This window comes from Thermogymnomonas acidicola JCM 13583, assembly GCF_001316105.1.
GTDB classification, from domain to species: Archaea; Thermoplasmatota; Thermoplasmata; order Thermoplasmatales; family Thermoplasmataceae; genus Thermogymnomonas; species Thermogymnomonas acidicola.
The window spans coordinates 62571-75665 of sequence record NZ_BBCP01000006.1 but is presented as its reverse complement, the minus strand read 5'-3'; the positions used below and the strand labels follow the sequence as shown (position 1 = coordinate 75665).

At 55.6% G+C, this 13095-nt stretch carries 10 protein-coding genes and 6 pseudogenes; 6 read left to right on the top strand and 10 right to left on the bottom strand.

Going from position 1 to position 13095, the window contains the following annotated elements; all coding sequences use genetic code 11:
• Positions 1-246 precede the first annotated feature (246 nt).
• A pseudogene (locus tag JCM13583_RS12520) lies at positions 247-2239 on the top strand (4Fe-4S dicluster domain-containing protein).
• On the opposite strand, the pseudogene JCM13583_RS06460 reads toward JCM13583_RS12520, so the two are convergent.
• Positions 2214-2731 (bottom strand): annotated as a pseudogene (locus JCM13583_RS06460) (Lrp/AsnC family transcriptional regulator). The pseudogenes JCM13583_RS12520 and JCM13583_RS06460 sit on opposite strands and share 26 nt — an antisense overlap.
• A gap of 92 nt (positions 2732-2823) precedes the next feature.
• Between JCM13583_RS06460 and JCM13583_RS06455 the strand changes: the two are divergent.
• Positions 2824-3794, top strand: a pseudogene (locus tag JCM13583_RS06455) (asparagine synthetase).
• A 77-nt stretch (positions 3795-3871) separates the two neighbouring features.
• On the opposite strand, the pseudogene JCM13583_RS06450 reads toward JCM13583_RS06455, so the two are convergent.
• The 8 genes and pseudogenes from JCM13583_RS06450 to JCM13583_RS06415 form a co-directional block, all read right to left on the bottom strand.
• Positions 3872-4488 (bottom strand): annotated as a pseudogene (locus tag JCM13583_RS06450) (DUF981 family protein).
• Positions 4489-4765: 277 nt separating this feature from the next.
• Positions 4766-5461 (bottom strand): hypothetical protein, encoded by a 696-nt coding sequence (locus tag JCM13583_RS06445; protein ID WP_162509530.1) that lies wholly within the window; start codon positions 5459-5461, stop codon positions 4766-4768.
• Between the two features lie 47 nt (positions 5462-5508).
• On the bottom strand, positions 5509-6006 hold the full coding sequence (locus tag JCM13583_RS06440; protein WP_075057102.1) for a hypothetical protein: 498 nt from the start codon (positions 6004-6006) through the stop codon (positions 5509-5511).
• A complete protein-coding gene (locus JCM13583_RS06435) occupies positions 5978-6289 on the bottom strand; it encodes a hypothetical protein (protein WP_162509529.1) in 312 nt (103 codons plus the stop codon). The genes JCM13583_RS06440 and JCM13583_RS06435 overlap by 29 nt, the downstream gene beginning before the upstream one ends.
• An 8-nt stretch (positions 6290-6297) precedes the next feature.
• On the bottom strand, positions 6298-7194 hold the full coding sequence (locus JCM13583_RS06430; RefSeq protein WP_075057100.1) for a hypothetical protein: 897 nt from the start codon (positions 7192-7194) through the stop codon (positions 6298-6300).
• Between the two features lie 2 nt (positions 7195-7196).
• Entirely contained in the window at positions 7197-7928 is a 732-nt protein-coding gene (locus tag JCM13583_RS06425; protein ID WP_075057099.1) for a hypothetical protein, read from the bottom strand.
• The gene (locus JCM13583_RS06420) at positions 7921-8232 is read right to left on the bottom strand and encodes a hypothetical protein (RefSeq protein WP_075057098.1); all 312 of its coding nucleotides are present in this window, start codon (positions 8230-8232) and stop codon (positions 7921-7923) included. Before JCM13583_RS06420 ends, JCM13583_RS06425 begins: the two co-directional genes overlap by 8 nt.
• The gene (locus JCM13583_RS06415) at positions 8229-8981 is read right to left on the bottom strand and encodes a hypothetical protein (protein ID WP_162509528.1); all 753 of its coding nucleotides are present in this window, start codon (positions 8979-8981) and stop codon (positions 8229-8231) included. Before JCM13583_RS06415 ends, JCM13583_RS06420 begins: the two co-directional genes overlap by 4 nt.
• Before the next feature lie 372 nt (positions 8982-9353).
• On the opposite strand from JCM13583_RS06415, the pseudogene JCM13583_RS06410 reads away from it, so the two are divergent.
• A pseudogene (locus JCM13583_RS06410) lies at positions 9354-10241 on the top strand (coiled-coil protein).
• Positions 10242-10276: 35 nt separating this feature from the next.
• Positions 10277-10699 carry a DUF131 domain-containing protein gene (locus tag JCM13583_RS06405; RefSeq protein ID WP_162509527.1) on the top strand — a complete coding sequence of 141 codons (423 nt, stop codon included), beginning with the start codon at positions 10277-10279 and terminating at the stop codon, positions 10697-10699.
• Here the strand turns inward: JCM13583_RS06405 and JCM13583_RS06400 are convergent.
• Positions 10664-11778: pseudogene (locus JCM13583_RS06400) on the bottom strand (NDP-sugar synthase). The gene JCM13583_RS06405 and the pseudogene JCM13583_RS06400 overlap by 36 nt on opposite strands.
• A gap of 196 nt (positions 11779-11974) precedes the next feature.
• Here JCM13583_RS06400 and JCM13583_RS06395 point away from each other — a divergent pair.
• The gene (locus JCM13583_RS06395; RefSeq protein WP_075057096.1) at positions 11975-12640 is read left to right on the top strand and encodes a hypothetical protein; all 666 of its coding nucleotides are present in this window, start codon (positions 11975-11977) and stop codon (positions 12638-12640) included.
• A gap of 2 nt (positions 12641-12642) precedes the next feature.
• Positions 12643-13092, top strand: a complete 450-nt coding sequence (locus tag JCM13583_RS06390; RefSeq protein ID WP_075057095.1) for a hypothetical protein — start codon at positions 12643-12645, stop codon at positions 13090-13092.
• Positions 13093-13095 lie beyond the last annotated feature (3 nt).

The window sequence follows — 13095 nt, the reverse complement described above, 5'->3', positions numbered from 1 at the left end:
ACGCCCCCCGGTGCAGGGTGGGCCCTTTTCCCCTCAGGGCCAGTCCATGGCACACTTTCCTGTTCTTGGGACAGAAATGCTGGTGGCAAGCCACATGGTATCCTGTATCGCCTCCACAGGCCTCGCATGTGCTCAAGGCCTGAAACTGGGAAGCGTACAAATGGAGGGCAGGAAAGAATATTTATCTAAACTCTCAATGAAGATAGTGGCCAGTACCTGACCATACCTGGCCACGGTGATCACTGCATGACAGTTGTGACTAGCCCCACTCTCCTCTTCATACCGGAGTCTGAACTCATAGTGGACTATGTGCTCTCATTCGCGGCCCTCGCCTTTGTCCTCGTATCGTGGTACCTGATCTACAGGAGGGCAGGGATAACCCTGGGCATGGCGCTTTCATACTTCAGGTCAGACTGGAGGGGTTTCCTCTCCAGGGTCTTCGTTTACGGCTTCTTCCACAGGAAAAACGTGAAGAACCGTTACGCCGGCACCATGCACGTACTGATATCCTACGGTATCCTGATACTGTTCATAGCGACCGCCCTCATCTTCCTGTCCCACGACATTGTGAAGCCGGTCGCGCACCACGGCATACTGAACGGTGGCTTTTACCTGAACTTTGAGTTCTGGGCCAACCTCGGGGGGGCGTCATGCTGCTGGCCGGCACCCTCATGGGCCTGGTAAGGAGGGGCAGGGGTAAGGTGATGCTCGAGACAACGGAGCAAGACTACATAATCCTCCTGGCACTCCTGGCCCTTGACCTGGAGGGCTTCTTCCTGGGGGGCCCTGAAGATATACGCCTTCAGGGAGGGCTTCGATGTGTTCAGGTTCGTTGAGTACCCGCTCAGCTACGTCTATTCCGGCCTTCCATACACCACTGCAATCGTCCTCTACAGGTCTCTCTGGATGGCCCATGTGCTAACAGCCTTCGCACTGGCTGTGTACCTGCCCTTCTCGAAGCTGTCGCACATGGTCATGTCACTAATACTCATAGGCGCGAAGAGGCCCAGGGTGAGGGGGGCGCCATGACCACGCCTTTCCTTCTCACTGAACTCATGGCCTCCGGAAACTTCGACATATCCATAGGCGTGAAGAAGATAAGCGAGCTCCCGAAACTCAAGAAGGCGGAGGCCCTTGCATGCACCAACTGCGGGCGGTGCGAGAGGGCCTGCCCGGCCGTGATGTCAGGTACCGACCTCACTCCCAGGCTCGTTGTCCAGAATATAAAGGCGAACTACACCTCAGACGGTGAAATGACACAAGTTGTGCTCTCCGAGAACGCCACCTGGTCCTGCACGACGTGCCAGGCCTGTGTGGAGGAGTGCCCTGTGCTCATAGACCCACACTCCTTCATCATGGAGACCAGGAGGAACCTTGTCATGGAGAACAGGACAGGCAAGGACATGCAGGCGTACTTCAACAATCTCACTAACACGCGCAACCCCCCCTTCGGAACCCGCCCTCGGACAGGGATGCTATGCTGCAGTTCGCACCGAAGTTTGACGGGTCGCAGGAGGTGCTCTACTGGGTAGGCTGCATGGGGGGGGCATTCGATCCCAGGGACAACAAGACAGCAAGGGCGATCATAGAGCTCCTTAAAAAGGCAGGCGTTAGCTTCGGCATCCTCGGGTCGGAAGAGGCATGCACGGGCGAAACTGCAAGGAGGATGGGAGAGGAGGGTAGGTTCCAGGAGTTGGCCCTGCAGAACATCGACACATTCAACCGGTACGGGGGGGTGAAGAAGATAGTGACAGCGTGCCCGCACTGCTACAACACCTTCAGGAACGAGTACCCGGAACTTGGCCTGAAGGCCGAGGTGTACCACCACTCACAGTTCCTCTCCTCACTCATAGAGAGCGGTAGGCTGAAGGTGAAGAACAGCGAGGTAGTCACGACTTACCACGACCCGTGCTACCTCGGGAGGATAAACAGGGAGTTCGAGAAGCCCAGGAACATAGTGCAGAGCACCTCAAGGCTGGTGGAGATGGAGAGGTCGCGGGAGAGGAGTATGTGCTGTGGTGCGGGTGGGGGGGGCAACTACTGGTACAAGGTGCAGTCACAGAGGAAGATAAGCCAGATAAGGCTGGAGCAGGCCATGTCCACTGGTGCTAAGAGGCTCGCTGTTGCCTGTCCCTTCTGCATGCCCATGCTTGAGGACGCGGTCAGGACCTCCAACAGCGAGGGCAGGATAGAGGTGAAGGACATAGCAGAGCTCATTCTTGAGAACCTTGCCGATTAACCCTCCTCAGGGGGTTCCACTCCTTAACCGTAGAGAATATCGTTATTGTCTCCGTCTTCGCAATACCCTTTGTTTCCCTGAGCCTGTCGAGGACGAAGTTGCCTATGTCCTCCATGGACGGTGCCCTGACCTTGAGGAGGAGGTCCCACTCACCTGTGACTATATGCACCTCCTCCACCTCCGGCATCTGGGCAACCCTCTTTGCCAGCTCCCGCTGCGTGACCTTCTCGCTGGGGGGGTCGAACTCTACGAATATGTATGCGGTCACCGGGAGCCTATGAGCTTGTAGTTCGGTATGAATGTGAACCTCTGGATCACGCCCTCCCTGACCAGGTTCTGCATCCTCTCGTAAACTGTCACCCTTGGGATGCCTATGGCGTTCGATATGTCGGATATCTTTTCCCTGCCCCCTCTCCGAGAGGTAGCTGAGTATCTTCCAGTCCTTGTCGTCCAGTTCCATCCCGCATGTATATGCCGATAGTATTTAGACATTACGTCTAAAAATCCCGCCGTAGCATGGAATAATTGACGATTATTCTCATTCTGGAAACGAATGTTAATATTGGATGCTCCGATCTGACATTATGCAGACCTACGATGTAGTATCTTACACCAACGAGCATCTGTCCGACGAGAGGCTGGCCATAGCGCTTAGGGTACACACCACGGTGAGGCAGATCCTGGGGGGGACTTCTTCAGGTCCAGAGGCTTCATCGAGGTGCCGCCTGTTATTATCTCTCCCCCCCTCACAGACCCCCCCTGAACCATCCCGTTTACGATCCCTACATAACGTACTATGACGAAAAATACGCCCTGACGAAGAGCATGATATTCCACAAGCACCTCCTCGTCTCGCACTTTGACAAGATATTCACCTTCTCCCCGAACATAAGGATAGAGACCCCCCCCGACAAGGCAGAGACGGGGGGGAGGCACCTGAGCGAGTTCACCCAGATCGATGTGGAGGCAAGGGGGGGGCCACAAGGGAGCAGATGATGTCCCTGGTCGAAGACCTCATGGTCGAGCTGGTCAGCAAGGTGAAGGAGAAGCACGCGGACGACCTGAGGAAACTGGGGGGGAGGAAGCTCGAGGTACCCAGAAAGCCATTCAGGCGCTACCAGTACCTGGAGGCAGAGAAGGAGTACGGGAAGGACTTCGAGGCTGTGCTGTCAAGGAAGGAGAAGGACATGTTCTGGATAATAGACATACCACTGCAGGCCAGGGAGTTCTACGACAGGGAGGACCCCCCCTCCAGGCCCGGGATACTGGTTGACATGGACCTTATCTATCCGGAGGGCTTCCAGGAAGCGCTGTCTGGTGGTGAGAGGGAATACCAGCTGGACAGGATACTTGAGAGGATAAAGAAGAAGGGGGGGCAGACCGAGGAGCAGTTCAAGTGTACATAGAGTTCGCCAGGCGTGGCCTTCCGCCCTCTGCGGGCTTCGGCATAGGCATAGAGAGGCTCGTGCGCTACATATGCGGCTTCAAGAGGATAGACGACGTGCACCCGTTCCCGAAGGTCCCGGGGGAAGTTCTCACTGTAGGATGCCCATAAGATTGAGGGCTTCCAAAATAAATATTTTTTATTTCAATAAAATTGTTCCACACAGTTCCGCAGATGCCACGGTATCTTCACGGTGGCGCCAGGAGGTGCTGCGGCACTGCAAGTATTCCGGTTACAGCCGCGAGGACAGAAGCCACGACCAGTGCAAGCCAGAAGAGGACGAGGACGACGGTCCATCCCTTCGAGACGTTCTGCTTTCCCGGGAGGGAGTCGTATATGAGAGTGGTCGGGAATGTCAGGACACCTGCGATGCCGAATGCCAGGTAGAGGCCCAGCATGGCGATCGGGCTCGATGTCATGTGGTCAAGGTATGCGTTGTAGCCGTAGTATATGGCCATGAGGCCTGCGAACAGTGCTATTATGCCAACGTACTGCAGCTTTTGCTTCATGTATATCGCAATGGCCATGCCTATTATTATGAGGCCCAGGAGCGTGTAGGGGGGGTCGTAGAAGAGTATGTTGTAACTGCCCGGCAGTGGCCATGTCATCTCGCCGTAGATACCCATTACGGTTATGAATAGGCCCAGCACGAGCAGCGGGAAGAAGCTGGGTAGAGGGCGGACTCAACATCCGCGTTCCTGGAGCGCCTGTACTGAAGGTACGTCATGCCCGTCATGTATATGGCGAGCACGCCAACCAGAGCGAGGGTGAACAGCTCCAGGGCAAGGTCATCTATGAACGCCATTTCTTATCACCGAACAGATAAATATGTGCTTATAATATAATGTTTCCACCTAAGCGCTTAGTCCAGATGCGCATGGGACTAATTCCGTGGCGTTCAAAACCTGAGAGAGCGGAATCACTCTGGCTTCCGTGAGCGACCCGCTGGCCCCCCCCATCTCGCACGGTATTTCCAAAGGGTGCGAATTACTGCAGCCAAGATCTTTCCGGGCCCTGCAGAAAAGGTGAATGGGTTGAAGTGCACAAAAATGGTTTCTTAAAAAACTAAAAGGAGGGGTGGCTCACCTCTTCCTCCTCTCCACACCGAAGTATATTCCTAGGCCGAGTGCGACCAGAGAGGCAGATATGGCTGCCACGCCCACCCAGCCGTCCACAGATGTCAGGTAGCCTGGGTGCTGTGCCTGCTGGTACTGGCTGAGCTCAGACTGCAGCTGGGCGACCTGGCCCTCCAGCGACATGATCTGCTGCTCCTGCTTGGCGGTCAGGTTCTGGTAGTACGCGATCTGTGACTGCATCAGGGACACCTCTGACGCGTACTGCGAGTCCTCCTGCTGATATGCACTGAGCTGTACCTGGGCCTGCTTCAGGGACGCCACGCTCTGGTTGTATTCCGATTCGAGGGATGCCACCGATGCCCTCAGCTGCTCCACTGTTGAGTTTGCCTGCGAGAGAAGTGCTGAAAGCTTCTGGTTTGCCTGCTGGCTTGACTGCAGGGCTGCCTTCAGCATGTCTATGGTCTGGATCGCGCTGGCATACTGGGCCTCCACATTGTTCAGATCTGAGGTGAGCTTCGCCTGTTCGTTGTCTACGTAAAAGAGGTATGAAGAGGATGTGCTCAGGCCGGTGGGCGTTTCCACTGTGAAGGTGAGCGTGTAGAAGCCGTCCATGAGGGCAGAGGTGTTCCAGTCGAATGTTCCTGTGAGTTCATTTGTCCTCATCAGGACCTGGCTACCGGAGGCGCTGGACAGCGTCAGCACTCCGACCGCTCCGCTCCCGCTGGCCCAGGACCCACTATACGAGATGTTCACATCTCCAGTAACAAGGCTACGTGCGATGGCACCATGCTGGCCTCTGGGTCCATTCCGGGATTCGGTATTGTTATCTGGTACTCCCACACGATGGGTTTCTGGTTGTCCACTATCTGGAAGGTGAAACCGAAGAAGGAGAACGATAGTGTGAGGTCATTGAAGCCCGACGCCACCATTGTGAGGTTAATGGGCTGGCCCGCAGGCGGAAGCTTGGTGAAATCTATTGGTATGACGCCGTTGGAAACGCCGCTGTAGTTCTCGCCCACCTGTGAGTTGTAGAAGAGCGGTGGGTATGTTACGTTCACATACTGGCCGCTCATGTTGCCTATGGAGACGTTCACGTAGTTCACGTACTTCATGCCTGCAAACGTAATGTCACCGACCAATGCTGTGTTGTTGGAGGCGAGGTGCACGGAGGGTATGAAGTCACCGGCCTGGGGGGGTTCGATGTAAACGGTGACAACGTTAGATGTCAGGCCCCCTGTATGTTGCAACGAGCTGAACCACCTGTGTGTAAAGCGGGCCGTTGTTCTCTGCGAGCAGCGCATCTATCCAGAAGTTGAAGTTGCCCCCCCTGCCGTCTGTGAGGAAGTGGCCAACAGTCACTCCGGGAGCGTAGGAGGCGAGAGGCACGGTTGGGTCCTCGATCACGAACTCGCTGAGGTTCACAGAGATCTCGCTCACAACTGCGCTCGTCACCGGCTGGCCGTTAAGCATGACCTCACCGGGTCCGAGTCCGTATGTGTTGTAGAATCCTGTCTCGCCCGTTGTGAACATTGGCACCTCTACCGATGAGTTCTCGGCAATGCCTCAGGGTTCGTTACGGTCAGTTCCAGCTGCCCAGTTGCATTGGGCAGCGCCACACCGAACTGCTGGAAGTACCACGCAGGTACCTGGGCAGGTGAGTGCGCCACTGTGATGTAGAAGTAGCCCATCTCGGTCAGGTTTGCGTTTATCTGTGGCTGTGTGAATGAGGGCGTGTATGTGAACGTCCCGTTCTGCGATGGGGGGGTTATCATCTCGGTCTGACCGCCGCTGTACGCAATGACCCTGTAGTTGCTCCCAGCCACTCCGCCGTTCGCCAGCACTATCTGGAACGTGTATGTCTGACCGGCGGTCAGCATGTGGAAAGGCTCAAGGCCGGAAGGCGTCACCTGCATGAGGCCGAAAGACGGGTTCAGCATGGAGTAGCCCGCCTGCGATGTGCGGCCCAGGAGGTCCTGAGACATCAGCGCTGCGTTGAGCATGCCGAGGCCTCCAAGGAACGTCCAACCGCTGTCAACCGGGTTGAATATCGTGGCGTACCAGCCTGGCAGCGTGGGATCAGCGGGCTGGCTTATCGAGAGGTTGAACAGGTACCAGGAGTATGAGTTCACCGGCCCGTAGCTGAAGTTGTGCCCGATGTCCTGCATGGGCACGAACGGGTTTACTACGCCCATCACGTTCGCCTCGTATGCGTTGTGCACTGCGAACAGTAGGTAGTTTATGTTGCCCATGTATGGGTTCGTGCTGGGCAGCAGCATGGCCTGCTCCTCTATGAGGGCCCACTCAGCAGCAGAGATTGGCGTTGCGAAAGATGTGCCACCGTAGAACAGGTTCCATGTGCCGAACCCATATATTGTCATGTTGAACGATGCCGCACCAGATATTATGGGATCGAGGAGGGCACCGTCCTCATACACGTCTATGCCCGCCTCGTACCAAGCTGCTGCTCCATCACCGACTGCCCGAAACCGCCTCCGACCTCACCCTTGAATGTCCCTCCGAGGCCTCCGCCGTAGGACCAGTAGGTGTAGGTTGCCAGGGATGTTGCCTGTGCAACGTACATCTGTACTGGCGGGAAGAAGGATGTGTCGTTCACTATGACGTTAGTCACAGGGTACTCCACACCATTATCCGCTGCTGTGGTCTGGCCACCGCCCACCGAGGTGGCTGCAGGTGACTGCGACGGCATGCTGGGCGATGCGGCCATGGAGTTTGACCCTTCGTCGCCTGCGGCGAAGAAGTTGGTCACGCCCACGGCGTTTAGTTCAGAGAGCAGGGTGTCCTCTATCGTCACATACATCGGTGAGCCTTCAAAGACTGCCTCCCACTCAGGTGCACCGTAGGAGTTGCTGTCTATGCTCACATTGGTTGCACCCTGGAGTGCACCGAATACGACGTTGCCAGGGGGGGGTATCATGGAGATGTTGGCATCGTGCGTCAGGTACTGGGCTATGAAGGCGTAGGCCTGGTCGAAGCTCGTGAACTCAGGGTTGGGCACTGCGACCACATCAATGTGGGCAAGGGGTGCCATTGCTGCAATGTACTCCATGTCTAGCTCGGTCTCCAGTGTCCAGCCCCATATCAGGCCATCGATGTAGCCCTGGAGCGGAGAGCTTATCCCAACTCCTATATAGGTAACCCTGTCAGGCACCTGGTTGGGGGGGTTCCCGAACACCTGCTGTGAGAACTGGGCTATATCTGGGAAGTACGGGGAAGCCCACTTCGACCACCGCCACGGTAATGCCCTGTCCCATGTCAGGAACGCCGTTCAGAGTGTCCTGGCCGTTCCACAGGTACTCCGCTCCGGTGAGCATGTGCATTGTGCTCGGGTATATGATCTGGTAATTGCCAACATCCGATACGAACAGCACCTGCTGTGCCTCAGCTGCAGGCATCCACGTGTAGTTCGCGTATGTTATGTTCTGTATGTCGTTCAGCGATGGTATGTACTTCACATCCGACCGGCGGGGGGGGTGATATTGCCCTGGTAGTGCACCGCAGTCATGTTCGGCGATATGCCGTACGGGAGCGCGAGGTCTGGCTGTGCGATCATGCCATTGAGGCCACTTATGCCCGAAACATACTGGGTTATGAAGCTAGGCAGGGAGATGTCAGATGTGGATACATAGAACACAGGCGTGTACGTTGTGCTGCCCTTGACAGCACTCTCGTTGCCAAAGAGGGGGGGGTTCCAGAGCCCCGTAGAGGTGTAACTGTACTTGAACGCCCCTATGTTGGTGTTCAGGGCCCTCTCCATCTGCTCCACTGTGCCCGAAACGGTCATTGTGAGCCTAGATGCGCTCGGGAACACGGTGAGGCCGTAACCCTCGAAGTATTCTGCCAGCTTAGAGTAGAGTTGCTGATTCAGGCCGAACATGTCACCTAGCTGGGCCGCAGTGACATACTGCCTGTATATGGGGGGGCTCGATGGGTTATAGAGGTTGTTAAGGAAGCTCTGGAAGCCGCTCGCCGGCTTGAACGAGATAACGATGCTTACCTGCGCGTTCGGATTCATTGCAGCCTGGTCAGGCACAAGCGAGTACTGGCCAGTTATCTGGCTGGCCTGTGAGAAGCCATCGGTCCCAGGAACAGCAGCGAAGGACTGCCCAGAACTGTTGACTGCATTGCTGTGGACTGTTCCGTGTGAGCCTGCGAAAAGGAGGGAGGCTGCAGACACAACCATCAGCAACGCTATGGCTAGCACTACGATCTTGGTTAACTCCCGAGTCAAGGGATCACCAAAAATATATGGTGTTCTCTGTATTTATATATTATGAAAGTTTATTATATTTTTATATTACGCAAAATAATTTACACCTATGCTGCAATACTGACATCAGAGCATGAATTATGACATGAAGGTACAAAATTTACATGAACTTAGGGAAGGGACTCTCCACTGCAGTGGCCAGATGGACACAGCTTGCTGCACCTGCCACTCGCTTGAGTGAAAAGTGGTAACTATGTTGACCGGAAGGGCCCGGTATTGCTCCACACCACTGTACACTCCATGGACTGCGAAAGATATTTATTGGATACAAAAATCAGGTACTAAATTCTGTGATGATGGGTTCCTATGACTGATCTTCTTGAAGAGTTTGAACAGAAACGCGAGCACTTAAGGAAACTGGTTGAGGAACACATTAGCAAGAGGGACGAGGCTGCCCAGAAGAGCCACGAGTATGCGGAGAAGAGGGATGAGCTCAACGCAAAGGTACGTGAGATGCGTGAGGCAGTGAAGGCAAAGATGAACCAGAAGTCTGAGCTCATCGCACAGGTGCAGAAGCTGCGCGCGGAGAAGGAGGAGCACTACAAGCGCTCTCGGAGCTCAGGAAGGAGTACAAGAAGATAAGGGAAGAGGCGAACCTGAAGAGCGTGGACATCAGGGAAATAAGGGCCAAGGAGAAGGAGCTCCAGAAACTCGAGACCAAGCAGCAGACAACGCCTCTTACAAAGGAGGACGAGCAGAAGGTCGTCGCGGCCATCAGGAGGCTGACCAACGAGATTAAGAAGATGAAGAAGGACCGCGAGGAGGAACTCGCGAACAACGAGAACGTCAGGGCCCTCCAGGAAAAGATTGAGAACGAGAGGAAGATGGGGGGAGGCCCTGAAGAAGCAGATCGATGAGATATCGCAGAAGATCAACGCACTCAGTGAAGAGATAACGAACGACCTGGCGCAGCTGGACGAGACGAGGAAGCAGGCAGATCAGTTCCACGAGATGTTTGTGAAGTACAACCAGGAGTCGGAGAAGGAACACGAGGCCTTCATACAGGCGAAGAACGACCTCAGGGACCTTGAGAAGGTAATATCCACGCTGAAGACCAAGGCAAGGACGACAAAGAAGAAGGAGAAGGAGAGCGACCTCCAGAAGAAGGCCATGACACTCTTCGACAAGTTCAAGAACGGGGAACAGCTTACCACGGAGGACCTCCTTATCCTCCAGAAGGCCGGTTTCCTCTGATCAAATATAAATACCCTTTGTTAATTTATTGACGTATGAGGGCCACACTTGCAGCGGGATATGCCCTTATCGTTGCAGGAGTGGTGCTCTACTTCGTGATGGCCTTCCTTGGCCTGGCCCACTTTGCCCTTTTTGTTGTGTTCCCGGTAGTTTACAGCACACAGGCCATAGCCCTCATACCCTTTGCCCTGATATTCCTGGGCATAGTGCTCCTCATGCTTACCCCCCCCTTCGTATACATGAGGAGGCCTGTGGAGTTCGAGCCGTACGGGTTCGAAGACCAGCTGGGCCAAGAGGCTCAGGAAGAGGGTGAGAGGGAGAGGAAGAGCTCCTTCGGTGGCCTGGTCATGATAGGGCCGGTGCCGATAATATTCAGCAATGACAGGAAGATCACATACGCTATGATAGCACTGGCCATAATACTAATCGCTGTTTTCCTCTTCCTCTACTTCCGATGAGAGCGATACGTTGTAAATCCTTGACCTGCTCTGGAGGTTCAGGTGCGGGGGCGAGCACGCTGTCGGATATCTCGCACTCTTCCCCCCCTATCGTCGTGTTCCTCATGATTACGGAGCCGCTCACCGTAGTCCTGTCAAGTACCCTGACATTGTCCATGAGGATCGAGTTCCTCACCTGCACACCTTCCCCGATCACAGTGCCGTCATAGATCGCTGATGCCTCTATCACGCTGTTCCTCCCGATCTTGACGCCCTCGCCTATGTATGCAGGGCCCTTTATCCTGGTGTTGGCGAGGAGGTGGAGGCCAGTCTTGATTATGACCCTGCCGGACACGGACTCGCCGGAGACCTCCGCACCGTACTTGCTGACCATCATCTGGTTCGCCTTGATCATATCGTGTGGCCTCCCCCCCGTGTCCAGCCAGGTGCCGGGGGCACTCGTATCCCATGACGCTGTAGCCCTCTTTTATGAGCCTGGGGAACAGCTGCTTGGCGAAGTCATAGGGCTCACCGTCGGGTATCTCATCGAGTATCTTCGGCTCTATCACGTACATGCCGGCGTTTATCGTGTTCGAGAAGGTCTCCTCCCTCGAGGGCTTCTCCAGGAACCTGACGATCCTCCCGTCCTCCGTCTCGACTATGCCGAACTGCGATGGGTCATCCACCTTTGTCAGGGCTATCGTCACGTCCGCCTTCCTCTCCCTGTGGAAGCGCAGGAGTTCTTCGATCCTGAAGTCGGACAGTATGTCCCCCCCGCTGCCCACGATGAAGGTCTGGTCTAGGAACCTCGATACCAGCTTCACGCTTCCAGCCGTTCCGGCTGGCTCTGGCTCCACGGAGAAGAGGACGGATAGGTCGTTCTGCTTGTACTTCAGCACTCCCGTGATCAGGCTCTCGAACTTGTAGCCTGTGGTGATTATGGCATCCCGTATGCCTGCTGAATAGTATGAATCGAGGATGTACCCTATGCATGGCTTCCCTGCAATTGGCACGAGGGGGCTTTGGGATCGAGTAGGTGATCGGTCTGAGCCTTGTGCCCTTGCCCCCCCTGCCATCACTACAGCCTTTATCCCGGGCATACTGAGATATTGGGCTTGCAGCTATATCGTTTTTTCTGAAACCCCCCCTGAGAAAGCATTATAGTGAGGCATTGCCTCATAAGTGCGTGAACTCTACAAGGGACCTGATACCTTACTGGTACCTCCTCTTCACCATAGGGTTCGGATGGTTCATGCTTGCGCCCCCCCTGGTGCCGGAGGTGTCCAGGCGTTTTCAGTGGGCACCTCCTCCGTGCTGCTCCTTGTTTCCCTATACGGATACACAATGGTGGTGCTGGGCCTCCTCTCTGGCTTCATTTCCGCCAGGTTCTCTGTAGTCAGGTCACTCTACATATCAGCGGCACTCTCCGTCATCGGCCTCGCCCTCAGGATAGTCGCGTACAACTACACCTTCCTGTTCATTGCCACCCTGATCGCTGCAGTGGCATACCCAATGGCCGTGGCCCCCCCAGTCGGATCTGTGGCTGAATCCCTGACTCCTGGGAGGGCACACACAACTGTCGGGATAAGCGTGGGCATACTCTTCATGGGCATGGCCATAGGCTCGCTGGTATCGCCTTACCTCATTGCCGACGGCATAAGGGAGGCCTTTGGAGTTTCAGCCATACTGGCCCTGGTCGCCCTGGTGGTGCTCCCCCCCATGAGGGCGAGGGACTACCCCCAGGACTACAGGGGGGGCAGGAGCCTCAGGGGGGGCTCGTTCAGGACAGGCATGCTGAAGAACTGGTACGTGGGCTTCCTTGTATCATCAATATCGGTCATGTTCGGCTCCATAGCCTCCTCTTCACTTATCGCAAGAGGTGTGCCGGAGGGCACTGCCCTCTCGGTCGGGGGGGGCTCCTCTCTGCACTCACATTCCTGGGCTCTGGCACAGGTGCAATAATAGTGCCGCCCGTGTTTGAGAGGCTTGGTAGGGTCAGGGCAGGAATGCTGCTCACGTCCGCCCTGAGCGCGGTATCTGCGTCCACCATATCATACCTCCTTGGCCTGAGACCGCTCCTGGCGCTACTCATAGCATTCTTCTTCCTATACGGGTTCTTCGGCAACTCCTACTGGTCCATGGCCATGACCTCAACAACCTATTACTCGGATGACCCCGCGAGGGCTGGCCTTGCCACATCCATGTACAGTGTGGCCACGAATGTTGGCGTTGCGCTCATACCTGTGTTCTTCGGGCCCCTGGTCATATCGGGCGGGGGGGCCTTCCAGCTGGCCGTTCTGGCAGTGCTCTTCGCCGCAGGCGTTGCTGTCTCACCTTTCCTGAAGCTTGCAGGAAGCGGCGGAGGTGTGCCAGAAAAGGGTCCTGGGGGGGAACCTGTGGGAGATTCCAGGTGATCT

Bases quoted from the DNA above. Each gene is read 5' to 3' on its own strand.
- JCM13583_RS06405 (WP_162509527.1), top strand. From the start codon at position 10,277: ATGAGGGCCACACTTGCAGCGGGATATGCCCTTATCGTTGCAGGAGTG.
- JCM13583_RS06435 (WP_162509529.1), bottom strand. From the start codon at position 6,289: ATGTTCACAACGGGCGAGACAGGATTCTACAACACATACGGACTCGGA.